Here is a 26448-nt window from a genome sequence, read left to right as displayed (position 1 = left end):
ATCTGTGGCGCCGGGGCGGCCGGCGGCACCGGGACGGCCCGGGCGGGCCCCCGCCGGGCGCCCGGTCGACGGACGCGCGGCTCCCCCGGTGCCCCGACGACCGTTCGGGCGGCGCGCTGTCATGCCGACCATCGTCCCTCACGGTGCGGGCTGGGTCCGGCAACGCGCCCACGTGAGTCGGGTGTTGGGGCGGGGTGCGTCACCCCACACACACCGGGCGTCCGCTCCGGGCGCGGTACCCGGCAGTGCCCGGGGCCCCCTCCACGCATCGTGCGCCCGCTCCGGGCGCCGGTACCCGGCTGCGCCCGGGCCCCCTACACGTACAGTGCGCCCCCCGGCCCCCGTACTCCCGGCAGAGCGGGGCACGGTGCAGGAGCGGGCGCACGGAGGAACGGACCGGCCCGGCCCCGCTGCGAGGGCCGGGCCGGTCGCTGTCAGGCCTGGGCGCGCGGGAAGGCCGAGCGGCCGGCGTAGACGCCGGCGTCGTCGAGCTCCTCCTCGATGCGCAGCAGCTGGTTGTACTTGTTGATGCGCTCCCCGCGGGCGGGCGCGCCGGTCTTGATCTGGCCGGCGTTCACCGCGACGGAGAGGTCGGCGATGGTGGTGTCCTCGGTCTCCCCGGAGCGGTGCGAGACCATCGCGGTGAAGCCGTTGCGCTGGGCCAGCGAGACGGCGTCGAGGGTCTCGGTCAGGGTGCCGATCTGGTTGAGCTTGACGAGCAGGGAGTTGGCCGCCTTGAGCTCGATGCCCTTGGCCAGCCGCTCCGGGTTGGTGACGAACAGGTCGTCACCGACGATCTGGGTACGGTCCCCGATGGCGGCGACGAGCTGGGCCCAGCTGTCCCACTCGTCCTCGCTCAGCGGGTCCTCGATGGACACGAGCGGGTAGTCCGAGACGAGCTGCTCGTAGTAGGCGACCATCTCCTCCGGGGTGGTCGCCTTGCCCTCGAACTGGTAGGCGCCGTCCTGGAAGAACTCCGTGGCCGCGACGTCGAGCGCCAGGGCGATGTCCTCCCCCGGCTTGTACCCGGCCTTCTCGATCGCCTCGATGATCAGGTCGAGCGCGGCGCGGTTGGTCTCCAGGTTCGGGGCGAAACCGCCCTCGTCGCCCAGGCCGGTGGCCAGGCCGCGGCCCTTGAGCACCGACTTCAGCGCGTGGTAGGTCTCCGTGCCCCAGCGCAGCGCCTCCTTGTAGGTGGCCGCGCCGACGGGGGCGATCATGAACTCCTGGATGTCGACGTTGGAGTCCGCGTGCGAGCCGCCGTTGAGGATGTTCATCATCGGGACGGGCAGCACGTGGGCGTTGGGGCCGCCGACGTAGCGGAAGAGCGACAGGCCGGCGCTGTCGGCGGCGGCGCGGGCCACGGCGAGGGAGACGCCGAGGATGGCGTTCGCGCCGAGCTTGCCCTTGTTCGGGGTGCCGTCGAGCTCGACGAGGGTCTGGTCGATGATCCGCTGCTCGCTGGCCTCCAGGCCCAGGATCTCGGCGGCGATGTCGTCGACAACGGCGTTCACGGCGTCCTGCACGCCCTTGCCGAGGTAGCGGCTCTTGTCGCCGTCACGGCGCTCGACGGCCTCGAACGCACCGGTCGAGGCACCCGAGGGGACCTCTGCCCGGGCGACGGTGCCGTCGTCGAGCGCGACCTCGACCTCCACGGTGGGGTTGCCACGCGAGTCGAGGATCTCGCGTGCTCCTACGGCCTCGATGCTGGCCACGGATGTCTCCTTCATGTCGACGTGATTTGTCGGGTCCACGATAGTCGCGCCGCGTCCGGAGGCATCGGGACCTCCGTCAGGTGGGCAGCGACTCCAGTCGGCGGAGGTGGGCACGCAGCGCGGCCTCGGCGTCGAGCCCGGCCGCCTCCGCCCGCAGCACGAGGGCCATGAGCTCGCGGCCGAGCGTCCGCTCGTCGGCGGGAGCGGCGGCCACCCCGGGGTCGGTGGTGCCGGCGTCGCCGGTGGTCGGGGATGTCCGGGGAGCGCTGTGGTCCGCGAGGAGGACGTCGTCGGTCACGCCTTCGCGCCGCAGCCGACGGGCGACCTTCTGCGCCCGGGCGAGGGCCGGCAGCGCCCGCGGGATGCCGGCGAGCACGTCCGCGCCGCCGCGTTCGCGCTTCTTGATCTCGTGCCAGGCGGTCTCCACCTCGGCCGCCGAGCGGGCCTCGCCGTCGGCGAAGACGTGCGGGTGGCGCCGGAGGAGCTTGTCGTGGAGCACCCGGGCGACGTCGTCGAGGGAGAAGGGGTCCTCGGGGTGCTCCTCGGCCACCCGGGCGTGGAACACCACCTGCAGGAGCAGGTCGCCCAGCTCGCCGCGCAGGGCGGCACGGTCGTCGGACTCGGCCGCCTCGGCCAGCTCGTAGGCCTCCTCGATGGCGTAGGGCGCCAGTGACCGGTGGGTCTGCTCGGCGTCCCAGGGGCAGCCGCCCGGTGAGCGCAGCCGGTCCATCGCGGCGACGACCGCCGCGAGCGCCTCGCCGGACCGGGCCTGGGTCACTGCCCCGAGACGATCCAGGGCAGCTCGTCGGCGAGCACCTCGCCGGCGGCCGGGTCGAACTCGCCGTACCGCGGGCTGACTTCGATGTCCGCCTCGGCGATCCGGGCGTTGACCTCCTCGATCGCCGCGTTCGCGTCCGGCGCCATCATCATCTGCTGGTTGACGATGACGACCTTCGCCACCTGGATGACGCCGTCGCTGTACTCCTCCGGCGGGGTCTCGCCGGCGGCCTCCAGCTGGCCGTCGAGGAGCTGGGCGGCCTCCTCGTCGGAGGCAGCCACGCCGTAGTCGGCGGCGACCTCGAGGATGGCGGGGGCGACGATGAGGGTGCCGAGCAGCTGGCGCGCCTCGACGGGCTGCCCGACCACGGTGGAGAAGTCGGCGACCGTGCGGGCGAGCTCCTCCTCGGAGATTCGCTGACCGTCCACGACGGCCGCGGCACCGGGGTTCGCCGAACAGCCTCCCAGGGCGAGCCCGGCCAGCAGGGCGGCTGCGGCGATGCCGCGGCTCAGCCTCGTCGATGTCACCGTGATACCTCCCTCGTCGTGCCGGCGGTGCACCGGCCACGGACCATCGTACGGGAGCGGGCGGGTCCCCCGGGCACCCGCGTGTGCCACCCTGGGGCCGACCGGCACACACCGCGAGGGGGCCCGGATGGGCGGCACGTCAGGGCAGGTACGGGTGCGGCCCGCGACGGCGGAGCGCTGGCCGGACGTCGTCACGGTCATGGGGACCCGAGGCGACCCCGCCGGGTGCTGGTGCCAGTACTACCGGCTGCGCGGCCGGGACTGGGCCGGTGCCTCGGTGCCGCAGCTGCGCGCCGCCCTGCGCGAGCAGGTGAGCTCCGGCCCGGTGCCGCCGGGTGTCCTCGCCTACCGGGACGGGGAGCCGGTGGGGTGGTGCGCGGTGGGGCCCAAGGAGGACTACCCGCGGCTGCTCGCGTCCCCGGTGAGCCGCGGCGAGGTCGCCGGGGTCTGGTCGGTGAGCTGCTTCGTCGTGCGGGTCGGCCACCGACGCCAGGGCGTGGCCCGGGCGCTGCTCGACGGCGCCGTCGAGCTCGCGCGGCGCCATGGCGCGGCCGTGGTCGAGGCCTACCCGGTCGACCCGTCCGCCCGGCGCTCGCTCTCCTCCGCCGAGCTCTTCCACGGACCGCTCGGGCTCTTCCTCGACGCGGGCTTCACCGAGGAGGCCCGCCCCTCCCCGGCTCGCGCGGTCGTCCGGCTCCCCTGCGGCTAGCGCAGGTCGTGGTCGGTGGCACCGCAGCTCTCGCAGAAGAGCTGGCGGGTGCGGCTCCAGGCCTCCGCCTCGGGGCAGTAGACCTCGATCCCGTCACGGTCGACGTCGTCCGGGGTGGGCGCGTGGGGCGCGGGTGCCGCCGGTGCTGCCACGGCGTTGGGCCGTTCGGCCAGGACTGCGGTCATGGGGCCTCCTCTCCTCGTCCCCACTGTCACACCGGCCACCGACATCGTCCGTGACGCCACGCCGTCGCCCGCCCAGGAGGGCGGGGACCGGGCCGGACCGGCGCGGACCGCCCGGTGTCTGCCCACAGTCCCCTCCACAGGGTGACGTGGGCTTTCGCCCGTTATCCACAGACCTGTGGGCGAAAGTTGTGGACGGGCGGCCCGCCTACGTCGTCGCCACCTGCGCGGCCGCGGCGACCGACCCGCTGAGCACCGCCTCGATGAGCTCCCCCGCCCACACCAGCAGGGCCGCGTCGTGCAGCGGTTTACCGCCCACCTTCGCCGTCCGCGGGAAGGGCACGAGGATGGTGCGGATCGCCGGCTTGAGCACCGTGCCCGGGTAGAGCCGCTTGAGCCGCAGCTGGGCGGACTCGGGCAGCTCGACCGGCGCGAACCGCACGTACCTGCCCTGCGCGGTGATGTCGGTCAGCCCCACCGCCCGGGCGCGGGTGCGCAGCGCCGCCACCGCGAAGAGGCGCTCGACCTGCTCGGGGATCGGCCCGTACCGGTCGACGAGCTCGGCGCGCACCGCGTCGATCGCGGCGTCGTCGTCCGCGGCGGAGATCTTCGCGTAGGCCTCCAGCCGCAGCCGCTCGTGCTCGATGTACTCGTGCGGGATGTGGGCGTCGACCGGCAGCTCGATCTTGACCTCGGTCTTCTCCTGCTCCTTCTCCCCCCGGAACTCCGCGACGGCGTCGGCGACCATCCGCACGTACAGGTCGAAGCCCACGCCCGCGATGTGCCCGGACTGCTCCCCTCCCAGGAGGTTGCCTGCGCCGCGGATCTCCAGGTCCTTCATCGCCACCTGGATCCCCGCCCCGAGCTCGGTGTGCGAGGCGATGGTGGCGAGCCGGTCGTGGGCGGTCTCGGTGAGCGGCTTCTCCGGGGGGTAGAGGAAGTAGGCGTAGGCACGCTCGCGGCCACGCCCCACCCGTCCGCGCAGCTGGTGCAGCTGGGACAGGCCGAAGGCGTCGGCCCGCTCGACGATGAGGGTGTTGGCGTTGGAGATGTCCAGGCCGGTCTCGACGATCGTCGTGCAGACGAGGACGTCGTACTCCTTGTTCCAGAAGTCCTGGATCACCCGCTCCAGCTGGTGCTCACCCATCTGCCCGTGCGCGACGGCGACCCGCGCCTCGGGCACGAGCTCGGCGAGCTTGGAGGCGGCGCGGTTGATCGAGGAGACCCGGTTGTGGACGTAGAAGACCTGCCCCTCGCGGAGCAGCTCGCGGCGCACCGCGGCGGCCACCTGCTTCTCCTCGTACGGGCCGACGTAGGTGAGGATCGGGTGCCGCTCCTCCGGCGGGGTGGCGAGGGTGGACATCTCCCGGATGCCGGTGATCGCCATCTCCAGTGTGCGCGGGATCGGGGTCGCGCTCATCGCCAGGACGTCGACGTTGGTGCGCAGCTGCTTGAGGGTCTCCTTGTGCTCCACACCGAAGCGCTGCTCCTCGTCGATGATGACCAGACCGAGGTCCTTGAAGCGGACCTCGCCGGTGAGCAGCCGGTGGGTGCCGATGACGACGTCGACCTTCCCGGAGCGCAGCCCCTCCTTGACCTCGGTGGCCTCGGCGTCGCTCTGGAAGCGGGACAGCGCCCGCACCTCGACCGGGAAGCCGGCGTACCGCTCGGAGAAGGTGTCGTAGTGCTGCTGGACGAGCAGCGTCGTCGGGACCAGCACGGCCACCTGCTTGCCGTCCTGGACGGCCTTGAACGCGGCGCGGACGGCGATCTCCGTCTTGCCGTAGCCGACGTCCCCGGAGAGCAGGCGGTCCATGGGCATCTCGCGCTCCATGTCCGCCTTGACCTCCTCGATGGTGACGAGCTGGTCGGGGGTCTCGACGTACGGGAAGGCGTCCTCCAGCTCGCGCTGCCACGGGGTGTCGGGGGAGAAGGCGTGCCCCTTGGTCGAGGCGCGGGCCGCGTACAGCCGGACGAGCTCGGCGGCGATCTCCTTGACCGCCTTGCGCGCCCGGCTCTTCGTCCTGGCCCAGTCGGCCCCGCCCATCTTGTTGACGGTGGGCGCCTCCCCGCCGGAGTACTTCGTCACCTGGTCCAGCGCGTCGGTCGGCACGAAGAGCCGGTCCCCCGGCTGGCCGCGCTTGGAGGAGGCGTACTCGATGACGAGGTACTCGCGGGTGGTGGCGTCCGGCCCGCGGCCCACCGTGCGCTGGACCAGCTCGATGAATCGGCCCACGCCGTGCTGCTCGTGGACGACGTAGTCGCCGGCCTTGAGCGCCAGCGGGTCGACCACGCCGCGGCGGCGCGAGGGCATCTTGCGCATGTCACGGGTCGAGGTGCCGGCGCGGCCGGTGATGTCCGTCTCGGTGACGACGGCGAGCTTGAGGTCGGTGGCGACAAAACCGCGCGGCACGGCCGCCGTCGTGACGAGGACGACGCCGGCGGGCGGCTCCTCCACGACGTCGTCCACCAGTCGGGCAGGGACGTCGGCGTCGGTGAGCTGCTCGACCATGCGGCGGGCGGGCCCGGGGCCCTGGGTGGTGATGAGCAGCCGCCACCGGTCGTGGGTGAGGTCGCGCAGGTCGGCGAGCGCCTTCGGGACGTCACCGCGGTAGGGCTCGACGTCCCGGGCGACGACGGCGGAGGTCTCCGGGGCGTCGTCCTCGGCCTCGGGGGCCGCGTCCGGGGCCGCGGGCATCTCCGCGGAAAGGGTGGTGAGCTCCCACCAGCCCAGGCCGCGTCGGGCGGCGAGCTCGCGGGTGTCCTCCAGGGTGTGGAACGAGGCGGAGCGCAGCTCGAGCGGGGTCTGGCCACCGGCGGCCGCCGAGGCCCAGGCCGCGGCGAGGAACTCCTCGGTGGTGGCGACGAGGTCGTGGGCGCGGCGGCGGATCCGCTCGGGCTCGGACATGAGGACGAGCGCGTCCTCGGGCACGCGGTCGAGCACCGGCTCCATGCCGTCGACGAGGAGCGGCGCGAGGGACTCCATGCCCTCGACGGCGATGCCCTCGCTCAGCCGTTCGAGCATGTCGGCCGCGCCGGGCATCCGCTCGATGAGGGCCTTCGCGCGCTCACGGACGGCGTCGGTGAGGAGCAGCTCGCGGGCGGGCGGGGCCCACAGCCCGCGGTCGGCGACGTCGAGGCTGCGCTGGTCGGCGACGGAGAACCACCGGATCTCCTCGACGGTGTCGCCCCAGAACTCGATGCGCATCGGGTGGTCCTCGGCGGGCGGGAAGACGTCGAGGATGCCGCCGCGGACGGCGAACTGGCCGCGCGCCTCGACCATGTCGACCCGGGTGTAGGCCGCCGCCGCGAGCCCGGCCGCGACGTCCTCCAGGCTGCGCTCGTCCCCGACCTCGAGCTCGACCGGCTCGAGCTCGCCCAGGCCGCTGATGACCGGCTGGAGCAGTGCCCGCACCGGCATGACGAGCACCCGGACCGCGCCGGCGCGTCCGTCCTTGCCGGGGTGCGCGAGCCGCCGGAAGACGGCGATCCGCCGGGCCACCGTGTCGCTGCGCGGGGAGAGCCGCTCGTGCGGGAGCGTCTCCCACGCCGGCAGCACCGCGACGTCGTCCTCGGGCAGGAAGTTGCGCAGCGCGGCAGCGGCGTCGTCGGCCTCCCGACCGGTCGCGGTGACGACCACGACGGGACGCGCGCCCCCGCCGAAGTCGGGGCTGGTGATCGCCGAGACGAGGGCGGCGCGCACCCCGAGCGGGACGCTCACCGTGCGCTCGCCGCCGTGCGCGGCGGCGGAGACGGCCTGGGCGAAGGCGGGGTCGGCGAGGAGCGGCGGGATGAGTCCGGTGAGTCGCATGAGTCCTGGGGCAGCTGGGCAGCACAAGCGCCCCGCGTCCTGCAGGCAGGGGCGGGGACCACGCGATTCTACGGCGCACCGCCGGGGCGCCGCGCGGGCGGCTCCGGGCTGACGAGCGCTGTGGGCTGCGGCACACTGACCGGATGGCCCGGTATGTAGAGCTCCATCCTCAGGACCCGCAGCCCCGGCGGCTGTCGCAGGTCGTCGACGTCCTGCGCGACGGCGGGCTCATCGCCTACCCCACCGACTCCGGGTACGCGCTCGGGGCGCGGCTGGGCAGCAAGGACGCGATCGACCGGATCCGGGCGATCCGGCGGCTCGACGACAAGCACCACTTCACGCTCATGTGCGCGACGCTGGCGCAGGCGGGCAGCTTCGTCATCCTCGACAATGCCGCGTTCCGGCTGGTGAAGTCGCTGACGCCCGGCCCGTACACGTTCATCGTCAAGGGCACGAAGGACGTTCCGCGGATGATGCTCCAGCCGCGCAAGCTCACCGTCGGGGTGCGCGTGCCCGACCACCGCGTCGCGCTGGCGATCCTCGCCGAGCTGGGCGAGCCGATGCTCACCTCCACCCTCATCCTCCCCGGCACGGAGGAGCCGATGTCGGAGGGGTGGGTCGTCGACGACGAGGTCGGTCACCTGGTCGACGTCGTCGTCGAGGCGCCGGTGGCCTCGGTCGAGCCGACCACCGTCGTCGACCTCACGTCCGGTGCACCCGAGGTGGTGCGCGAGGGGGCGGGCGACACGTCCCGCTTCGGGTGAGGGACGGGCCGGTCCGGGGCGGCCGGCGCGGGCGCCGCCGAGGCCGCCGTCAGCCCGGGCCGGCCCGGTGCCGTCAGCTCGGGCGCGGTGCGGGTGCGGTGGGCGGCCGAGTCACCGTCAGACCGTGTGCAGCTGGTGCTGCGCCTTCTCCAGCCCCTTGGTGACGACATCCTCGACGGCGTCGGCCGCCTGTTCCAGGGTGACGAGGACGTCGGCGCGCTCGGAGGGGGCGAAGTCGCGCAGCACGTAGTCGGCGGCGTCCATCCGACCGGGGGGACGGCCGATGCCGACACGGAGCCGCACGTAGTCGCGGGTGCCGATCGCGGCGGAGATCGACCGCAGCCCGTTGTGGCCGCCCTCTCCCCCGCCACGCTTGAGCCGCAGCGTGTTGGGCGGCAGGTCGAGCTCGTCGTGGACGACGAGCAGCCGCTCGGCGGGGATGTCGTAGAAGCGCAGCAGCGCGCTCACCGGCCCGCCGGACAGGTTCATGTACGTCCCGGGGATGGCGAGGACGACCTTCGGCCCGGGCGCACCACCGGGCAGCACACCGAGCCGGGCGTCGGCCACGTGGGCACGGGCCTTGTGGCTCGTCAGCGTGACACCGGCGCGACGGGCCAGGGTGTCGACGACCATCCGGCCGACGTTGTGGCGGTTGCCGGCGTACTTCGGCCCCGGGTTGCCGAGCCCGACGACGAGCCAGGTGTCGCTCATGACCTCTTCCTCAGGAACGCGTGTGCCCACGCCGCGTCGCGCTCACGGGCGACGACGCGGCGTGGGCGGGGAGTCTCAGCCCTCGGTGGACTCCGGGGCGCCACCCTCGGCACCAGCGGCGGCACCCGCCTCGGCGGAGGCCTCGTCCGCGGCCAGGTCGTCGGCCGAGACCCGCGGGGTGGAGATGACGACGACCTCGTGCTCCGGGTCGTCCTCGATGGTGGCGTCCTCCGGGCGCGGGATGTCGCGCACGCGCACGACCGTGCCGTCCTCGAGGCCCTCGATGTCGATGTTGATGGTCTCCGGGATGCGGGTGGCCGGGACCGTGACGGTCAGCGTCATGATCTCGATCTGGTGGATCGTGCCGGGCGCGGACTCGCCGACGACGTGGACCGGGACGTCGACGGTGACCTTCTCGCCGGCGCGGACGATGACGAAGTCGACGTGCTCGATGGTGCGGCGGACCGGGTCACGCTGGATGTGCTTGGTCAGGGCCATCTGCTGCTCGCCCTCGACGTCGAGGGTGATGACCGCGTTCGGGTTGTCCTTGAGGACGAGGAACGTGTCGTGGGACGGCACGGCGAGGTGCTTCGGCGCCTCACCGTGGCCGTAGAGGACCGCGGGGATCTGGTTCGCGCGGCGGGTGCGACGGGCGGCACCCTTGCCGAACTCGGTACGGACCTGGGCGGTGAGGGTGGGCGTGTCGGGCGTCTCGGCCACGGGGATCTCCTGTGTTGGCGTCGGGCTAAGCGGCAGCGCCTGGGCGGGACGACACGCGGGCGCCCACCGGCGCCACCGCGTCGATCACGGAGCCGTTCGATCCGGTCTCCCTCGCCGAGGCAACCGGTCGATGATACCCGACTCCGGCGCGCCCCCGCGAGAGCACCCCCTCACGGGCGCCCGGCCCCGGATGCCGACGGCCGGGTGCGGGCCAGGTCGCCGGCGGTCCGGACCGCCGGGGTCACCACGGTGGGGTCAGGAGGCGCCGTCGAAGAGGCTGGTGACCGAGCCGTCCTCGAAGACCTCCCGGATCGCGCGCGCCAGGAGCGGGGCGATCGGGAGCACGGTGAGCTGGGCGAACTGCTTGTCGGCGGGGATCGGCAGGGTGTCGGTGATGACGACCTCGCGCGCGCCGCACTCGCTGAGCCGCTGCGCGGCCGGGTCGGAGAGCACTCCGTGCGTGGCCGCCACGATGACGTCGCGGGCGCCGGCCTCGCGGAGCACCTTGACCGCCTCGGCGATCGTGCCACCGGTGTCGATGAGGTCGTCGACGAGGACGCAGTCGCGACCCTCGACCTCACCGACCACCCGGTTGGCCACCGCCTGGTTCGGGCGGGTGATGTCCCGGGTCTTGTGGATGAAGGCGAGCGGTCCGCCGCCGAGCTTCTCCGCCCACATCTCCGCCACGCGGATGCGGCCGGCGTCGGGCGAGACGACCGTGACGTTGCTCGTGTCCACGCGGGTGCGGACGTAGTCGGTGAGGATCGGCATCGCCCACAGGTGGTCGACCGGGCCGTCGAAGAAGCCCTGGACCTGGGCGGCGTGGAGGTCGATCGACATGAGCCGGTCGGCGCCGGCGGTGTGGAACATGTCGGCGATGAAGCGGGCGGAGATCGGCTCGCGGCCCCGGTGCTTCTTGTCCTGCCGGGCGTAGGGGTAGAAGGGCGCGACCACCGTGATCCGCTTGGCCGAGGCCCGCTTGAGGGCGTCGACCATGAGCAGCTGCTCCATGAGCCACTGGTTGATCGGCGTGGTGTGCGACTGGAGGACGAACGCGTCGCAGCCGCGCACACTCTCCTCGAACCGGACGTAGATCTCACCGTTGGCGAAGTCGTAGGCCGTCGTGGGCACGAGCTCGGTGCCGAGCTCCTGGGCGACGTCGCGGGCGAGCGCGGGGTGGGCTCGTCCGGACACGAGGACGAGTCGCTTCTCGCCGCTTGAGGTGATGCCAGTCATCGCTCGGTGCTGCTCCCGGTCGTGTCGGTGGTGACGCCGCCGTCGCGCGGGGCGCCGTGGTTACCACGGGCCAACTCGGCCCGAGCCTGTGGGGAGAGCTCGCTCTCGGCACTGGCCTCCAGCGCCTTGCGCGCCGCCTCGGCCGACGGTGTGCCGGGGCGGCGCCGCAGCACCCAGCCCTCGATGTTCCGCTGGGTGGTGGTGTTGATCGCGAGCGCACCGGGCGGCACGTCCTTGAGGAGGACGGTGCCCGCGCCGGTGTAGGCGCCGTCCCCAACGGTGACCGGTGCGACGAACATGTTGTCCGAGCCGGTCCGCGCCCCGTGGCCGACCTTCGAACGGTGCTTGCGCACGCCGTCGTAGTTGACGAAGACGGAGGCGGCGCCGATGTTCGTGTCGTCGCCGATCTCGGCGTCCCCGACGTAGGACAGGTGCGGGATCTTCGAGCCGGTGCCGATCTGGGCGTCCTTGGTCTCGACGAAGGTGCCGATCTTGCCCTCGTCCCCGAGCACGGTGTCCTGGCGCAGGTAGGCGAACGGCCCGACGGTGGCCCGCGCCCCGATCCGGGCGCTGAACCCGTGGGTGCGCACGACCGTGGCCTCCTCGCCGACGACGACGTCGCGCAGCGTGGTGTCCGGGCCGATCTCCGCGCCGTCGCCGACGGTCGTGGAGCCGTGCAGCTGGGTGCCCGGGTGGATGGTGACGTCCCGGCCGAGGCGCACGTCGAGGTCGATCCACGTCGATGCCGGGTCGACGACGGTGACGCCCTCACGCATCCACTCGGTGACGATCCGGCGGTTGAGCTCGGCACCGACCGCGGCGAGCTGGGCGCGGTCGTTGACGCCGGTGACGAGCCACGGGTCCTCCACGAGGAGGGCGCGCACCCGCTTGCCCGCGCGGTGGGCGAGCGCGACGACATCGGTGAGGTAGACCTCCCCCTGGGCGTTGGCGTCGTCCACCTGGGCCAGCGCCTCGCGCAGCACCGCGGCGTCGAAGACGTACACGGCGGCGTTGATCTCGTCGATGGCGCGCTGCTCATCGGTGGCGTCCTTCTCCTCGACGACGGCGACGACATCACCGTTCTCGTCGCGCACCACGCGCCCGTAGCCGTACGGGTCCTCCATCCGGGTGCTGAGGAGGGTCACCGCGTTGCCGTCCGCCTCGTGGGCGGCAACGAGCTCGCGCAGCGTCGCGGAGTCGAGCAGGGGCACGTCGCCGGCGGTGACGACGACGGCGCCCTCGATCTTGCGGCCGGTCGCCGAGCCGACGGCGCCGGAGAGGAGCGCCGCACCGGCCTCCTCCTTGGCGTCGAGCACGCCGAGGGCGCACTGGACGGCCCGGCCGGTGCCGGGGATCGCGTCCTGGTCGACGACGAGCACGCCCGGCAGCTCCTCCTCGGCGTGCGCCGCGACGGCGTCGCGCCCGTGCCGGACGACCACGGCGAGGCGCCGCGGCTCCAGCTCGGCGCCCGCGCGCAGCGCGAAGCCGAGCAGGCTGCGACCGGCGATGCGATGGAGGACCTTGGGGGTCCGGGACTTCATCCGGGTGCCCTCACCGGCGGCGAGGACGATGACGGCGGCTGGCTGGGCACTCACGCGTGTCGGCTCCCTCGTCGGGTCCTGCTCGGGGGAGGTCCCCCGGGCTCGTGCGCTCCCCACTCTAGCGGGGGCCGTCGCGTGGGGGCGCCGCGGGAGACGGGCCGTCCGGGTGAGCTCCGCCCCCAGGATTCGAACCCGGACCTCGAGGCACCAAAGGCCTGCGTGCTGCCGTTACACCAGGGCGGACCACGTTGCCGCGGCAACGCAGCGTCCAGTCTGCCAGGCCCGCGGGGCGGCACGTGCCGACGTCCACGGCATGATGGGTGGGTGACGAGTGACCGAAATCGCCCCTCGCGGGCCCGGATGACCGCCGGGCAGCGGCGTGAGCAGTTGCTCGACGTCAGCCGTGCCCTGTTCGCCGAGAAGGGGTTCGAGGGGACGAGCGTCGAGGAGGTGGCGGCGCGGGCGAAGGTCTCCAAGCCGGTCGTCTACGAGCACTTCGGCGGCAAGGAGGGCATGTACGCAGTCATCGTCGACCGCGAGCTGCAGCACCTCCTCAAGGCGCTGAGCGGGGCACTGCGGACCGGCGGGCACCCCAAGCGGATCGTCGAGCGCACCGCGCTCGCGCTGCTCGAGTACATCGAGACGAACACCGACGGCTTCCGGATCCTGGTCCGCGACTCCCCCGTCGCCCAGGCCACCGGCACCTTCTCCTCCCTCATCGGCGACGTCGCCACCCAGGTGGAGCACCTGCTCGCCGAGCAGTTCCGCCGCCGCGGGCTGCCCACGCAGGCCGCACCGATCTACGCCCAGATGCTCGTCGGGATGATCGCGCTCACCGGCCAGTGGTGGCTGGAGGCACGCAGCCCGGACCGCGAGACGGTCGCCGCGCACCTCGTCAACCTCGCCTGGAACGGGCTGCGCGCCCTGGAACCCGCGCCCCGGCTCACCGGCCTGCCCGACGCCCGCGAGCGCTAGCCCAGCAGGCCGCCGCCGCCCGGTGACTACACTCGCGGCTGTCACCACGCCCATCGCACGGAAGAGACCATGGCCCAGCTGGAGTTCGACCATCTCAACAAGGCGTACGGCTCACTCCGTGCCCTCACCGACCTGACCTTCTCCGTCGCCGCCGGTGAGATCTTCGGCTTCGTCGGCTCCAACGGCGCCGGGAAGACGACGGCGATGCGCATCGCGCTGGGCGTGCTCGCCCCCGACTCCGGCGAGGTGCGCTGGCGCGGCCGCCCGCTCGACCTCGACGCGCGCCGCCGCGTCGGCTACATGCCCGAGGAACGCGGCCTCTACCCGAAGATGAAGGTCGGCGAGCAGCTCGTCTACCTCGCCCGGCTGCACGGCATGGACGCCCCGGCCGCCACCCGGGCGATGGAGCAGTGGACCGAGCGGCTGGGTGTCGCCCCGCGCCGCGCGGACCACGTCGAGAAGCTCTCGCTGGGCAACCAGCAGCGGGTCCAGCTCGCCGCCGCGCTCGTCCACGACCCCGAGGTGCTCGTCCTGGACGAGCCGTTCTCCGGCCTCGACCCCGTCGCCGTGGACGTCATGAGCTCGGTGCTGCGCGAGCGCGCCGCCGCCGGGGTCCCGGTCATCTTCTCCTCCCACCAGCTCGACCTCGTCGAACGGCTCTGCGACCGCGTGGGGATCATCCGTGCCGGGCAGATGGTCGCCCTCGGCACCCAGGACGAGCTGCGCCGGACCAAGAACGCGCGCTGGCGCGCCGTCGTCGAGGGCGCCGCCGCCGGCTGGGCCCGCGCGGTACCGGGCGCCTCCGTCGTCAGCGACGACGGTCGCGAGGTCGTCGTGGAGCTGACCGGCCACGACGCCGGCGTGGAGCAGCCGTTCCTCCGGGCCGCCACCGCCGCCGGGCAGCTGCGCGAGTTCGGCCCGGTGGTCCCCACCCTCACCGACCTCTTCCGCGACGTCGTGACCGAGAGCGACGAGAAGGACGCAGCATGAGCACCCAGCAGTCCCCGCGGTCCGGCCGCACCGGCACCTTCGCCGCCATCGGCCTCGTCGCCCGGCGGGAGGTCAAAGCCCGCTTCTTCACGAAGTCGAACCTCATCTCGCTGGCCGTGCTGCTCGTCGTCATCGTCGCCGGCATCGTCGTCCTCGACTACTTCGTCGACCGCGACGACGACGGCGCCGCCGACTTCACCCTCGCCGTCGACAGCTCCGTGGGCGTCCTCGAGCCGCAGCTCACCGCGGCCGGGACGGCGCTGGGCACCACCGTCGACGTCGAGGAGCTCAGCCGGGAGGAGGCCGAGCCGCGGCTCGGCGACGACCTGGACGCCTTCCTCAGCGGCGACCCCACCCGTCCCGAGATGCTCGTCGAGACGACGGCTGACCCGCAGCTGCTCGGTCTGGTCACCAGCGCCGTGCAGGCGCACGCGCTCGCCATCGAGGTCGGCGAGCTCGGCGGCGACCCGCAGGCGGTCAGTGCGGCGCTGGCGACGGCTGCCCCTCAGGTGGCGACGGCGGACACCGAGGAGGGTGACGAGGCCGAGCAGTTCGGCCCGCAGTACCTCGTGTCGATCCTGGCGATCTCGCTGCTGCTCTTCGCCCTCATCAGCACCGGATCGATCATCGCGATGGGTGTCGTGGAGGAGAAGACCTCCCGGGTGGTGGAGATCCTGCTCGCGACGATCCGCCCCGCGGAGCTGCTCGCCGGCAAGATCCTCGGCATCGGGATCGTCGGGCTGACCCAGGTGGTCCTCCTCGGCGGCGCGGCCGGTGGCACGATGGCGGCCACCGGACTGCTCGCCGGCTTCGAGATCGACCTCGGCTGGACGATGCTCCTCACCCTGGTGTGGTTCCTCCTCGGCTTCGCGGTCTTCGCACTGCTCTTCGGGGGCTTCGCCGCGCTCGTCTCGCGTCAGGAGGAGATCGGCGCCGTCACCACGCCGCTGATGTTCCTCATGTTCGTCCCGTACTACCTGGCGATGTTCATGGTGTCGGCGGACCCGGACACCACGGTGGTGCGGGTGCTGTCCCAGGTGCCGTTCTTCTCCCCGTTCATGATGCCGGTGCGTGAGGTGTACGGCGGGGTCGAGGGCTGGGAGATGGCGCTGGCCATCGTCATCGCCCTGGCCACCGTGCCGCTCCTGGTGTGGATCGCCGGGCGCGTGTACCGGCGCGGTGTGCTCCACACCGGTGGGCGGATGAAGCTGTCCGAGGCGCTGCGCGGCTGACCGCAGCCGGTCGCTGCCGGCCGCTGCGCTCCCGCCGGCGGCCGGCCCCGTGCGACGTCCGGCGCGGGTGGCAGCAGAATTATCTTGATGTCGAGTAATCTCGGGGGATGGTGTCAGTGAGCGGCGCCCTCGAGGACCAGGACGAGGTCGACCGGATCGTCGCGGCGTGGGAGCGGGAACGACCCGATCTCGACCCGCGGCCGCTGCACGTCTTCTCCCGCGTCTCCCGGCTCTCCCGGCGGCTCGACCTCGCCCGGCGCCGGGCGTTCATCGACCACGAGCTCGAGGGCTGGGAGTTCGACGTCCTGTCGGCGCTGCGGCGCGCCGGGGAGCCCTACGAGCTGACCGCCGGCCGCCTGCTCAACGAGACGCTCGTGTCGTCGGGGACGATGACGCACCGGATCGACCGGATGGTCGCCCACGGACTGGTCGTCCGGGCGGTGGGCGCGACCGACCGGCGGGTGGTCCTCGTCCGGCTCACCGCACTGGGCAAGGCGAAGGTCGACGCCGCGATGGCCGACCTCCTGGAGTCGGAGCACCGGCTGCTCGCCGAGCTCACACCGCAGGAGGCCGAGCAGCTCAGCGGGCTGCTGCGCCGGCTGCTGCTGCCGCTCGACCGCTGACCGCGGCGCCGGGCTACGGCGTGATGTTGTGGTTCGCCCGGAAGACGTTGTCCGGGTCGTAGCGCCGCTTGACCGCGCGCAGCCGCGCGAGGACCTCACCCGGGTAGGCCGCGGCGACGTCGTCCGGGGTCGCCGTGGACATGACGTTGACGTACCCGGCAGCGCCGAGGCCGAGGGCGGGGGCCGTGCGCTCCACCCACGCGGAGGCGGCAGGGAGGGCCGTCTCCTCCGGGGTGATCGCCCCGACGGAGACCATGACGGCCCGGTCGCGGTGGGCGAAGGCGGTGGCGTCGGGGGCGGTCCGGGCGACCGCCCCGCCGAGCGGGCGCAGGCTGACCGCCGCCATCGGCGACGCCGCGCTCGCGAGCGACCCGACCGCGTCGGCCGCCCAGGCCTCGTCCACGCGGTCGACGAACCCGGTGCGCATGACCGGGTGGAGCACCATCCCGCTGCCGGGCGGCCCCTGGAGCAGCTCCGGGTACGGGCGCGCGGCGACGTCGTCGAACAGCGGCTCGCCGAGGGCGCGGAGCGGGGCGAGGGCCGCCTCGGCCTCCTCCGCGGGGCCGGACCAGCACGGCACGAGCATGAGCACCGGCCGGCCGTGGACCGCCTCGGGGAGCATCGGCATGGGCGGGGCGACGAGCACGTTGACCAGGGCGCTGAGCCCGTCCGGTGCGGCGAGGACCGCCTCCACGGCACCGGCGACCGCGGCAGGGGTCGGCTCGAGGATGAGCAGGCCGCCGGTGACCACGGGGGTGGGCTGGAGACGGAACGTCAGCGACGTGACGACGCCGAAGTTGCCTCCCCCGCCGCGCAGCGCCCAGAAGAGGTCGGGCTCGTGCCGCTCGTCGGTCGTGACGACGCGGCCGTCGGCGAGGACCACCTCGGCGCCGAGGAGGTTGTCCACCGTGAGCCCGTCGCGGCGGCTGAGGAAGCCGCTGCCGCCGCCGAGGGTGAGGCCGGCGATGCCGACCGTGGGGGTGTCGCCGAACCCGGTGCCCAGCCCGTACTGCGCCGCGGCGGCGCTGTACGCGCCGGCTGTCGCGCCGCCCTCGGCGAGTCCGAGACGCCGTTCGGGGTCGATCGTGACGGCGTCCATCCGGCGCAGGTCGAGGACCAGGGCGTCGGCGGCCAGGGCGTGGCGGGCGTAGCTGTGGCCGCCCGCACGGACGGCGACCGGCAGGTCGTGGTCGCGGGCGGCGCGGACGGCGGCGGCGACCTCCGCCGTCGTCGTGACCTGGGCGACGGCCGCCGGGATCCGGTCGAAGGCGCCGAACTCGACCCGGGCCGCGTCCTGGAAGCCGGGCGACCCGGGGACCAGGAGCCGGTCGCCGAGGAGGTGCTCGAGACGGGTGAGCGTGGCGGTCATGGTGACCTCACTTCGCTGCATCGGGTAGTGGGTGACCCGACGATAGGCAGCCGGCCCGCCGGTGCCCACAGGTTTCTTCGGGCCTCCCGGCACTCAGTCCCGTGCCGCGCCCGATGACCGCGGCTACCCGACCTGCTCGGAGAGCTCGAGCCAGCGCTCCTCGAACTCCGCCACCTGCCCCTCCAGCGTGCGGAGCTCCTCGGTGAGGGCGGCGAGACCCTCGTAGTCGCTCGGGTCGTGCGCGGCCATCCGCTCGTGGACGTCGGCCACCTGGGCGGAGAGCCGGTCCAGCCGGCGCTCGGTGGCGGCGAGCTCCTTGCGGGCGGCGTGCACCTCCGCGCCGCGGGGCTGCTCGCGCGACTCCGGTGCGGCGGGCGCTGCGGGGGCGGCGGCCCGGCCGCGCCGCAGGGCGAGGTACTCCTCCACCCCGCCGGGCACGTGCCGCAGCCGCCCGTCGATGATCGCGTACTGCTGGTCGGTGACCCGCTCGAGCAGGTAGCGGTCGTGGGAGACGACGATGAGCGTGCCGGGCCAGGAGTCGAGGAGGTCCTCCATGGCGGCGAGCATGTCGGTGTCGACGTCGTTGGTCGGCTCGTCGAGGATGAGGACGTTGGGCTCGGCGAGCAGGATGAGGAGGAGCTGGAGGCGGCGCTTCTGGCCCCCGGACAGCTCCCCCACCCGCGCGGAGAGGTGCGCACGGGAGAAGCCGAGCCGCTCGAGGAGCTGGGCGGGGGTGAGCTCCTTGCCGTCGACGACGTAGCTCGCCCGGGTACGGGCGAGCACGTCGCGGACACGGTCGCCGGCGATGTCGGCGAGCTGGCTGAACTGCTGGTCGAGCATGGCGACCCGCACGGTCTTGCCATGCTTGACCCGCCCCGCGTCGGGTCGCAGCGTGCCGGCCACCAGGGCGAGGAGGGTGGACTTCCCGGCCCCGTTGGCGCCGAGGATCCCGGTCCGCTCCCCCGGCGCGATGCGCCACTCGATGTCGCGCAGCACCGCGTTCTCCCCGAAGCTGACCGAGACGTCGAGCAGGTCGACGACGTCCTTGCCCAGGCGGGCGGTGGCGAGTCGGGACAGCTCGAGCCGGTCGCGCAGCGGCGGCACGTCGGCGATGAGCTGGTTGGCCGCCTCGATACGGAACTTGGGCTTGGACGTGCGGGCCGGTGCGCCGCGGCGGAGCCACGCCAGCTCCTTGCGCAGGAGGTTCTGCCGCTTGGCCTCCGCGGCCGCGGCCTGCCGGTCGCGCTCCACCCGCTGGAGCACGTACGCCGCGTAGCCGCCCTCGAAGGAGTCGACGGTGCGGTCGTGCACCTCCCACGTCGTCGTCGCCACCTCGTCGAGGAACCAGCGGTCGTGGGTGATGACGAGGAGCCCGCCCGCGGTGGGCGCCCAGCGTCCCCTGAGGTGGTCGGCCAGCCAGCTGATGCCCTCGACGTCGAGGTGGTTGGTCGGCTCGTCCAGGGCCAGGACGTCCCACTCCTCGACGAGCAGCGCCGCGAGCGCCACCCGCCGTCGCTGGCCACCGCTCAGCGTCCCGACGGGCCGGTCCCAGCCGACGTCCGGGACGAGCCCGCCGATGACGTCGCGCACGCGGGGGTCGCCGGCCCACTCGTGCTCGGCCCGGTCCCCCACGATGGCCGCACCGACGGTGGCGGCGGGGTCGAGGGTGTCGGCCTGGTCGAGCACACCCACCCGCAGCCCGCCCCGCCAGGTCACCCGGCCGCCGTCGGGCTCGATGCGGCGGGCGAGCAGACGCAGGAGGCTCGACTTGCCCTCGCCGTTGCGGCCGACGATGCCGATCCGGTCGCCCTCGTCCACGCCCAGGCTCACGGAGTCGAGCACGACCCGTGTGGGGTACTCCAGGTGCAGGGCCTCGGCCCCGAGCAGATGTGCCACGGTCCCAGGGTAGGTCGGCCACCGCGCGCGCCCCTGCCGCCGTCAGGCGTCGTCGTAGATGTGCTCCAGCACCCGCGCGCCGGGGGCCGGGCCGGTGACGACGAGGACCTCGCGGGCCACCTGCGCCTGGGCCATCACCGCCGCGACGGAGCGGGCGTGGCGCTCGTCGAGCGCCAGGGCGGCGACGGTGGGGCCCGAGCCGGACAGGACGGCGGCCAGGGCCCCGGCGCGGTCAGCGGCGGCGAGGACGTCGCCGAGCTCGGGGCGTAGGTCGAGCGCGGGCTCCTCCAGGTCGTTGACGAGGTGGCGGGCCAGCGCGTGGGGGTCACCGCTGCGCAGCGCGACCATGAGCGCGTCGTCGAGGTGCGGTGCCGGGGCGGTGGTGCCGCCGAACTCGTCGAAGGTGGCGAAGACCTGCGGCGTGGACAGGCCCTCGTCCTGGACGGCGAGCACCCAGTGGTAGTGGCCGCCGACCATCGCCGAGGTGAGGACGTCGCCGCGGCCGGAGCCGATGGCGGTGAGCCCGGTGAGCGCGAACGGGACGTCGGCGCCGAGCGTGCGGGCGAGGGCGACGAGCTCCTCCCGGTCGAGGCCGGCGTCCCACAGCTGGTCGCAGGCGAGCAGCGCGGCGGCGGCGTCGGCGGAGCCGCCCCCCATGCCGCCGGCGACCGGGACCTGCTTGACGATGCGCAGGTGGGCGCCGGCGGTGGTGCCGGTGTGCTCGCGCAGCAGTCGCGCGGCGCGCAGGGCGAGGTTCGAGTCGTCGGTGGGTACCCGGTCTGCGTCCCGGCCCTCCACGGTGACGGTGAGGTCGGACGCGGCCCGGGCGATGACGTCCTCGTGGAGCGACACCGCCTGGAAGACGGTGGCGAGCGGGTGGTAGCCCTCGTCGTCGGGAGCCCCGACCCGCAGCGCGAGGTTGATCTTGCCCGGGGCACGGACCTGGACCGCGACAGGGGTGGTCATCGCCCCTCCGGACCGTGCTCGGCGATGCGGGCGAAGTCGGTGATGGCGAGCCGCTCCCCGCGCAGCCGCGGGTCCAGCCCGGCGGCACGGAGGGCCGCCTCGGCGCGGTCGGCAGACCCGGCCCAGCCGGCCAGGGCCGAACGCAGGGTCTTGCGGCGCTGCCCGAAGGCGGCGTCGACGACGGCGAAGACCTCCTCGCGGCTCGCCGCGGTGGCGGGCGGCTCACGGCGCTCGAGCCGCACGAGCGCGGAGTCCACGTTGGGCACCGGCCAGAACACCGTGCGCCCGATGGTGGCCGAGCGCTGCGCGGCCGCGTACCACGCCGTCTTGGCCGAGGGCACGCCGTAGGTGCGTGAGCCGGGCGGGGCGGCGAGCCGGTCGGCGACCTCGGCCTGGACCATGACGAGGCCGTGCCGCAGGCTGGGCAGCCGCTCCAGGAGGGTGAGGAGCACCGGGACGGCGACGTTGTAGGGCAGGTTGGCGACGAGCGCGTCGGGACGGGCGGGGCCCTCACCGGGGAAGGCGGGCAGCGCGGTGACGTCCATGGCGTCGGCGGTGACGACGAGGAGCCGGTCGGCGGCCTCGGGCATCCGGGCCACGACCGTGCGGGGCAGCGCCGCGGCGAGCACCGGGTCGATCTCGACGGCGACGACGCGCGCCCCCGTCTCCAGGAGGGCGAGGGTGAGGGAGCCGAGCCCCGGGCCGACCTCGAGCACGACGTCGTCCGCGGTGACGCCGGCGGTGCGGACGATCTTGCGCACGGTGCCCGGGTCGATGACGAAGTTCTGGCCCAGCGTCTTGGTCGGGCGGATCCCGAGCTCGCCGGCGAGCGCGCGGACGTCCGCGGGGCCGAGCAGCGGGTCGGTCGGCGCGGGGTCGTGGGTCACGCCGACGAGCCTAGCCGCGCAGCGCCCGCCGTCGGGACAGCGTCGGCCGCGCGGGGCGCGGCGACATGGGCGCCCCGCGTCCCCGCTCGGCCCGTGAGACGCGGACCTGCGACGACGTCCGCGACACGCCGCGGCGAGCCGCCGGGTCGGGCCGGCTCGCCCGAGATCGTGGCCGGTCGGCTCCCGCCCGGCCACGGACGGCGACAGCCCGGCTCCCGTGGGGAGCCGGGCTGTCTCCGAGGTGGTTGCTCGGGTCAGCGCAGGCCGAGCTTGGCCGAGCAGGCGGGCCACTGGCCCCAGCCGCTGCGGGCCTGGAGCATCTGGGCACGCTTCGTCTGCTCCGCCGGCGAGGCCTGGGAGGGCAGGCCCGAGCCGCCGACCGACTGCCACGTGGACACGGAGAACTGGTACAGGCCGTGGTAGAGCCCGTTGGCGCTGACGATCGAGGGGTTGCCGCCGGACTCGCACTGGGCCAGCGCGGCCCACACGTCACCGGACACGCTCGACCCGCCGGAGCTGCCGCCGTCGTCCGAGCTGCTCGAGCCGGACGAGCCGCCGGAGCTGCTGGAGCCGGAGCTGCTGGAGCCACCGGAGCGCGCGGGTGCGGCCGGCGCGGGCCGGGGGGCGGGACGCGGCTTGGTGCCGACGGCCACGATCTCCTCCACCGGCTCGCTCACCGTGTAGTAGCCGCTGGGCTCGCTCGCGGACTCCTGCCCGGCGGCGTTGACGACGAGCGTGGCGCGGACCCGGCGGCCCTCGACGCCCTCCTGGAGGACGCGACGTTCCCCGACGTAGAGCGCGTCGTCCTCGCGCTCGACAGTCTCGAAGGGCAGCGTCTCGGCCTCGGTGCGCAGCTCGTGCGTGCCGCGGGTGATCGTCACCGAGACGACGCCGTCCTGGCCGGCGCCGACGACGACGTCGTCGAGCTTGCCGACGGACACGCCGGCGAGGTCGAGGACGTCCTGGAGGTAGGCCTCCCCGATCGGCTGCACCCGGACGGTCTCGTCGTCGACCACGACGTCCACCGGGGCGCCGTTCACGAGCGGCATGTCGAGGGCCTCGCGGCTGCCGTCGCGGGAGCGGGAGGCGGCGACGGTGATCTGTCGGCCGGCCTCGCCGAAGGACTGGATGGCCTCACCGGTGGTGGGGGCGGTGGTCCACATGGCCTGCTGGACGCCGTCGACGTCGACGCGGATCTGCCGGGCGCTGCGGACGACGACGAGCATGCCGTCGTCGAGCGAGGCGTCGAGGTCGGGTCCGACGGCGTCGTGCTCGCCCACGGTGATGTCCTGCTCGGCGAGCAGCCCCTCGACGGAGCCGGCGAAGGTCGAGACGGTCTGCTCGACACCGTCGACGTCGAGCTCCACGGTCTTGTGGGCGGCGGCGACGGCGATGCCTCCGCCGGTCACCAGCGAGGCCGCGGCGAGCGTGGCGATGAGGGCCCGACGGCGACCGCGCCGCTGCGGCGCGGGGTCGGGGGTGGGGTCGGTGGTTGCGGGCTCGGCGTCGTTCGAGAGCACGGCTTCCTTCGGTTGCGCGTTCCCGGCACAGACGAGGTGGCTGCCCGAGGGCGGCCGGCACGGCCCGAGGGCCGCGGGAGGGTCTGATCCGGCTGGGTGCGTCACCTGGGGCGACACGGGCGGACCGAGTAGGTCCGCAGGCGACTGTAACCGAATCGTTACGTGTCGGTCCAGGTGACGCCGCTCACCCCGTGGTAATGGGAGGTCGACTCAGTACCAGCCGACCGAGTTGCTGTGGGCCAGCGCACCGCAGGGCGTGCCGTAGCGGCCGCTGATGTAGTTCAGGCCCCAGGTGATCTGGGTGGCCGGGTTGGTCCGCCAGTCCGAGCCGACAGAGGCCATCTTCGAGCCGGGCAGCGACTGCGGGATGCCGTAGGCGCCCGAGCTCGGGTTCTGCGCGGTGGGGTTCCAGTTCGACTCGCGCTCCCACAGGGTGTCGAGGCAGCTGAACTGGTCGCTGCCCCAGCCACGTGCGGCAACCATCTCGGCGGCGATGGCCTTGGGGTCACCGCCGGTGACGGCCGGTGCGGAGCTGCCGCCGTCGGAGCCACCGGAGCCGCCCGAGCCGGACGTGCCGGAGGTCGGCGCGGAGGAGCGGCGCGGTGCGACCGGCTCGGCGGTGCCGACGCGCACCACCTCGTCCACCCGCTCGGAGACGACCGCGCGGGCGACGAGCTCGCGGGCGGTCTCCTCGCCGCCGGTGGTCGTGACGCGGAAGGTCGCGGCCGTGATGCCGTCGACGCCCTCGGTGACGACGCGCCGCTCGCCCCGTGGCAGGCTGTCGTCCTCCTCCTCGACGGTCCGGTACTCGTCGGTCTCGGTGACGTGCTCGTCGACCGTCTCGACGGTGGTCACCTCCACCGTCATGCCGGCGAGGACCGGACTGGCGAGCGGGAGGGAGACGATGTCGTCGTGGTCGACGACCACGCCCACCTCGTCGAGCAGCTCGGCGACCGTGACGGCCGACGTCGTCACCTGCCGGCTCTCGCCGTCGACGACGAGCTCGACAGAGGCACCCAGCGGGGCCCGCGACTCGAGTCGCGAGGCGACGAGTGCCGTGCGGTCGATCGCGGCCGCGCCGGAGGCGTACTCGGCGGCGTCCGCGCTGAGCGGCGCCGCGGGGGAGTCGTCCGGCGCGGTGGCGCCGACGAAGGCGACGGTCCCGCCCGTGATGACGGCAAGAACGAGGGTGTGCAGGCCGCGCTTGGCGACGGTGCGGACGTGGTGCTGAGGCGGCTTCACGTCGCGGTGACGCGCACGCCGGGTGGTTTCGGGCACTACAGGGTCCTGTCTGGATGGAGGGCCGTCCGGAGCGGTGTGCGCCGCACCGGTCGGTGACTGACCTCGGGCGACCGTAACCGATTTGTTATCTGATGGGAACTCCAGCGTCCCGAACTGTGGGACCGCTCACCGCCCGGCGACCGGTGCCACACCCCTCACCAGGTGCCGTAGACGACCTCGGTGTTCGCCGCGATCCGGCGGCACAGGGCCGCCAGGTCGCTACCGGTCTCCTCGGCCAGCCGCCGCACCGTCGTGGGCAGCATGTACGGCGCGTTCGGCCGGCCGCGGTGCGGGGCGGGGGTGAGGTACGGGGCGTCGGTCTCGACGAGGAGGAGCTCCAGCGGCACCTCCCGCACGGCCGTGCGGAGCGGGTCGTTCGCCTTGAAGGTCACCGGGCCGGCGACGGAGACGTACCACCCGTGCTCGGCGCAGGTGCGGGCGAGCTCGACGTCACCGGAGAAGCAGTGGAAGACGGTGCGCTCGGGGGCGCCGTCGGCCAGCAGCACCTCGACGACGGCCGCATGGGCCTCCCGGTCGTGGATCTGCAGCGGCAGGCCGAGCTCCTTGGCGAGCGCGATGTGGTCCCGGAAGGCCGCGCGCTGCACCGCCCGGGCCCGCTCACCGCCGCGGAAGAAGTCCAGGCCGGTCTCCCCGATGGCACGCACCCGCTCGTGGCGGGCGAGCTCGGCGACCCGGGCGACGGCGTCGTCCAGGGACGTCTCGTGCCGCGGCGCGACGGCGGGGTCGAGCCCGTCCGGCGCGACCTCCCGGACGCCGGCGTGCAGCGGCGCCTCGTTCGGGTGGATCGCCAGCGCGGCGACGATCTCCGGGTGCTCCTGCGCCAGTGCGACGCTGCCCTCGAGGGTGTCCAGGTCGCAGCCGACCTGGACCATCCGGTCGACCCCCACGGCCGCAGCCCGCGCGATGTGCTCGGCGACGGTCAGCGGGTCGCTCCCCTCGCGGACGCCCGGGTCGTCGTCGGCGCCCACCGGCAGGTGGGTGTGGTTGTCGACGACGGCGACGGGCAGCGGCTCGGGGGCGGGCGGCCGGCCGCGCTCCCGGGCGCTCACGGGGCGACGCCCAGGCGGGCGAGCTCCTCCTCGACGACCGAGTCGTCGAGCTTGGTGAAGATCGGCGTCGGCTTGGCGACCGGGGCGCCCACCCGCACCGGGCGCCGTCCCCACGCCGGCACGCCGGTGTAGTCGCCGGTGATGACCGGGTAGCCCGGTCCGCCGTCGAGGTCCTCGACCTCCTCCACCCGGGGCAGCGGCGCCACGTCGCCGGTGCCGCCGATGGCGGCGTCCACGGTGTTGGCGCTGTGCGGGACGAAGGGGCTGAGCATGACGTTGAGGTCGCTCACCGCCTGCGCGGCGACGTGGAGGATGGTGGCCCGCCGCTCCTGCTGGGACTCGTCCTTGAGCTTGTAGGGCTCCATCTCGGTGATGTACTTGTTCGCCTCGCCCACCAGCCGCATCGCCTCGGAGATCGCGGCGCGCTGGCGGTGGCGGGCGATGAGGTCCCCGACCGTGTCGAAGCCGCCTTCGACGGCGTCGAGCAGGGCGCGGTCGGCGTCGCTGAGGTCACCGGCGGGCGGGACCTGCCCGATGTTCTTGTGGATCATGGAGGCGGTCCGGTTGACGAGATTTCCCCACCCGGCGACGAGCTCGCCGTTGGTGCGGCGGACGAACTCGGCCCACGTGAAGTCGCTGTCCTGGTTCTCCGGGCCGGCGACGGAGATGAAGTAGCGCAGCGCGTCGGCCTGGTAGCGCTCGAGGACGTCGCGCACGTAGATGACGACGCCGCGCGAGGAGGAGAACTTCTTGCCCTCCATCGTGAGGAACTCGCTGGAGACGACCTCGGTGGGCAGGTTGAGCACGCCGTAGTCACCGGGGGTGCCGCCGCGCGCCCCCTCGCCGTTGTAGGCGAGCAGCTCGGCGGGCCAGATCTGGGAGTGGAAGACGATGTTGTCCTTGCCCATGAAGTAGTAGGACAGCGCCTCCGGGTCGTTCCACCAC

At 73.8% G+C, this 26448-nt stretch carries 23 protein-coding genes and 1 tRNA gene; 6 read left to right on the top strand and 18 right to left on the bottom strand.

The window, feature by feature from the left end; all coding sequences use genetic code 11:
• Positions 1 to 434: 434 nt before the first annotated feature.
• The 3 genes from eno to Q0195_RS06670 all read right to left on the bottom strand — a co-directional run bounded on the left by eno (position 435) and on the right by Q0195_RS06670 (position 3020).
• Entirely contained in the window at positions 435 to 1715 is a 1281-nt protein-coding gene (eno, locus tag Q0195_RS06680; protein ID WP_299276206.1) for a phosphopyruvate hydratase, read from the bottom strand.
• 76 nt (positions 1716 to 1791) lie between these two features.
• Positions 1792 to 2493 carry a MazG family protein gene (locus Q0195_RS06675; RefSeq protein WP_299276204.1) on the bottom strand — a complete coding sequence of 234 codons (702 nt, stop codon included), beginning with the start codon at positions 2491 to 2493 and terminating at the stop codon, positions 1792 to 1794.
• Complete coding sequence (locus Q0195_RS06670; protein WP_299276201.1) at positions 2490 to 3020, bottom strand: hypothetical protein; 531 nt, start codon at positions 3018 to 3020, stop codon at positions 2490 to 2492. The genes Q0195_RS06675 and Q0195_RS06670 overlap by 4 nt, the downstream gene beginning before the upstream one ends.
• A gap of 127 nt (positions 3021 to 3147) precedes the next feature.
• On the opposite strand from Q0195_RS06670, the gene Q0195_RS06665 reads away from it, so the two are divergent.
• On the top strand, positions 3148 to 3729 hold the full coding sequence (locus Q0195_RS06665) for a GNAT family N-acetyltransferase (RefSeq protein WP_299276200.1): 582 nt from the start codon (positions 3148 to 3150) through the stop codon (positions 3727 to 3729).
• Here the strand turns inward: Q0195_RS06665 and Q0195_RS06660 are convergent.
• Both Q0195_RS06660 and mfd read right to left on the bottom strand, forming a co-directional pair.
• Positions 3726 to 3914: a hypothetical protein gene (locus Q0195_RS06660; protein ID WP_299276197.1), complete on the bottom strand. Its 189-nt coding sequence runs from the start codon at positions 3912 to 3914 to the stop codon at positions 3726 to 3728. The genes Q0195_RS06665 and Q0195_RS06660 overlap by 4 nt on opposite strands.
• Before the next feature lie 205 nt (positions 3915 to 4119).
• Positions 4120 to 7722 (bottom strand): transcription-repair coupling factor, encoded by a 3603-nt coding sequence (gene mfd / locus Q0195_RS06655; protein ID WP_299276195.1) that lies wholly within the window; start codon positions 7720 to 7722, stop codon positions 4120 to 4122.
• A 143-nt stretch (positions 7723 to 7865) separates the two neighbouring features.
• Here mfd and Q0195_RS06650 point away from each other — a divergent pair, with 143 nt between their 5' ends.
• The gene (locus tag Q0195_RS06650; RefSeq protein ID WP_299276192.1) at positions 7866 to 8486 is read left to right on the top strand and encodes an L-threonylcarbamoyladenylate synthase; all 621 of its coding nucleotides are present in this window, start codon (positions 7866 to 7868) and stop codon (positions 8484 to 8486) included.
• 117 nt (positions 8487 to 8603) lie between these two features.
• Here the strand turns inward: Q0195_RS06650 and pth are convergent, their stop codons facing one another.
• The 5 genes from pth to Q0195_RS06625 form a co-directional block, all read right to left on the bottom strand.
• Positions 8604 to 9197, bottom strand: a complete 594-nt coding sequence (gene pth, locus Q0195_RS06645; protein ID WP_299276189.1) for an aminoacyl-tRNA hydrolase — start codon at positions 9195 to 9197, stop codon at positions 8604 to 8606.
• A gap of 75 nt (positions 9198 to 9272) precedes the next feature.
• Positions 9273 to 9917 (bottom strand): 50S ribosomal protein L25/general stress protein Ctc, encoded by a 645-nt coding sequence (locus Q0195_RS06640; protein ID WP_299276186.1) that lies wholly within the window; start codon positions 9915 to 9917, stop codon positions 9273 to 9275.
• 255 nt (positions 9918 to 10172) lie between these two features.
• Positions 10173 to 11153: a ribose-phosphate diphosphokinase gene (locus tag Q0195_RS06635; protein WP_299276184.1), complete on the bottom strand. Its 981-nt coding sequence runs from the start codon at positions 11151 to 11153 to the stop codon at positions 10173 to 10175.
• Entirely contained in the window at positions 11150 to 12748 is a 1599-nt protein-coding gene (gene glmU, locus Q0195_RS06630) for a bifunctional UDP-N-acetylglucosamine diphosphorylase/glucosamine-1-phosphate N-acetyltransferase GlmU (protein WP_299276181.1), read from the bottom strand. The genes Q0195_RS06635 and glmU overlap by 4 nt, the downstream gene beginning before the upstream one ends.
• Positions 12749 to 12865: 117 nt before the next feature.
• Positions 12866 to 12937: transfer RNA gene (locus Q0195_RS06625), tRNA-Gln, on the bottom strand.
• Between the two features lie 117 nt (positions 12938 to 13054).
• On the opposite strand from Q0195_RS06625, the gene Q0195_RS06620 reads away from it, so the two are divergent.
• The 4 genes from Q0195_RS06620 to Q0195_RS06605 all read left to right on the top strand — a co-directional run bounded on the left by Q0195_RS06620 (position 13055) and on the right by Q0195_RS06605 (position 16514).
• On the top strand, positions 13055 to 13669 hold the full coding sequence (locus Q0195_RS06620; RefSeq protein WP_299276209.1) for a TetR/AcrR family transcriptional regulator: 615 nt from the start codon (positions 13055 to 13057) through the stop codon (positions 13667 to 13669).
• Between the two features lie 69 nt (positions 13670 to 13738).
• Entirely contained in the window at positions 13739 to 14659 is a 921-nt protein-coding gene (locus tag Q0195_RS06615) for an ATP-binding cassette domain-containing protein (protein WP_299276178.1), read from the top strand.
• Complete coding sequence (locus Q0195_RS06610) at positions 14656 to 15891, top strand: ABC transporter permease (RefSeq protein WP_299276176.1); 1236 nt, start codon at positions 14656 to 14658, stop codon at positions 15889 to 15891. Before Q0195_RS06615 ends, Q0195_RS06610 begins: the two co-directional genes overlap by 4 nt.
• Before the next feature lie 107 nt (positions 15892 to 15998).
• Positions 15999 to 16514 carry a MarR family transcriptional regulator gene (locus tag Q0195_RS06605; RefSeq protein WP_299276174.1) on the top strand — a complete coding sequence of 172 codons (516 nt, stop codon included), beginning with the start codon at positions 15999 to 16001 and terminating at the stop codon, positions 16512 to 16514.
• A 13-nt stretch (positions 16515 to 16527) separates the two neighbouring features.
• Here the strand turns inward: Q0195_RS06605 and Q0195_RS06600 are convergent, their stop codons facing one another.
• The 8 genes from Q0195_RS06600 to Q0195_RS06565 form a co-directional block, all read right to left on the bottom strand.
• Complete coding sequence (locus Q0195_RS06600) at positions 16528 to 17883, bottom strand: FAD-binding oxidoreductase (RefSeq protein WP_299276172.1); 1356 nt, start codon at positions 17881 to 17883, stop codon at positions 16528 to 16530.
• Positions 17884 to 18006: 123 nt separating this feature from the next.
• A complete protein-coding gene (locus Q0195_RS06595; RefSeq protein WP_299276169.1) occupies positions 18007 to 19779 on the bottom strand; it encodes an ABC-F family ATP-binding cassette domain-containing protein in 1773 nt (590 codons plus the stop codon).
• Positions 19780 to 19821: 42 nt separating this feature from the next.
• Positions 19822 to 20745, bottom strand: coding sequence for a 4-(cytidine 5'-diphospho)-2-C-methyl-D-erythritol kinase (locus Q0195_RS06590; protein WP_299276167.1), 924 nt, complete (start codon positions 20743 to 20745; stop codon positions 19822 to 19824).
• Positions 20742 to 21632 (bottom strand): 16S rRNA (adenine(1518)-N(6)/adenine(1519)-N(6))-dimethyltransferase RsmA, encoded by an 891-nt coding sequence (gene rsmA / locus Q0195_RS06585; protein ID WP_299276164.1) that lies wholly within the window; start codon positions 21630 to 21632, stop codon positions 20742 to 20744. The genes Q0195_RS06590 and rsmA overlap by 4 nt, the downstream gene beginning before the upstream one ends.
• Before the next feature lie 254 nt (positions 21633 to 21886).
• Positions 21887 to 23152: a resuscitation-promoting factor gene (locus tag Q0195_RS06580; RefSeq protein WP_299276161.1), complete on the bottom strand. Its 1266-nt coding sequence runs from the start codon at positions 23150 to 23152 to the stop codon at positions 21887 to 21889.
• 210 nt (positions 23153 to 23362) lie between these two features.
• On the bottom strand, positions 23363 to 24394 hold the full coding sequence (locus Q0195_RS06575; protein ID WP_299276158.1) for a G5 domain-containing protein: 1032 nt from the start codon (positions 24392 to 24394) through the stop codon (positions 23363 to 23365).
• Between the two features lie 194 nt (positions 24395 to 24588).
• On the bottom strand, positions 24589 to 25503 hold the full coding sequence (locus Q0195_RS06570) for a TatD family hydrolase (RefSeq protein WP_299276155.1): 915 nt from the start codon (positions 25501 to 25503) through the stop codon (positions 24589 to 24591).
• The coding region (locus tag Q0195_RS06565) for a class I tRNA ligase family protein (protein WP_299276152.1) at positions 25500 to 26448 on the bottom strand (949 nt) is incomplete at its 5' end. The genes Q0195_RS06570 and Q0195_RS06565, both read right to left, overlap by 4 nt.

Origin of the sequence: uncultured Georgenia sp. (genome assembly GCF_937958535.1) — a bacterium.
Taxonomy (GTDB): Bacteria; Actinomycetota; Actinomycetes; order Actinomycetales; family Actinomycetaceae; genus Oceanitalea.
Note: the sequence above shows the minus strand (reverse complement) of the source record. Positions and strands in the feature narration are given on the sequence as shown.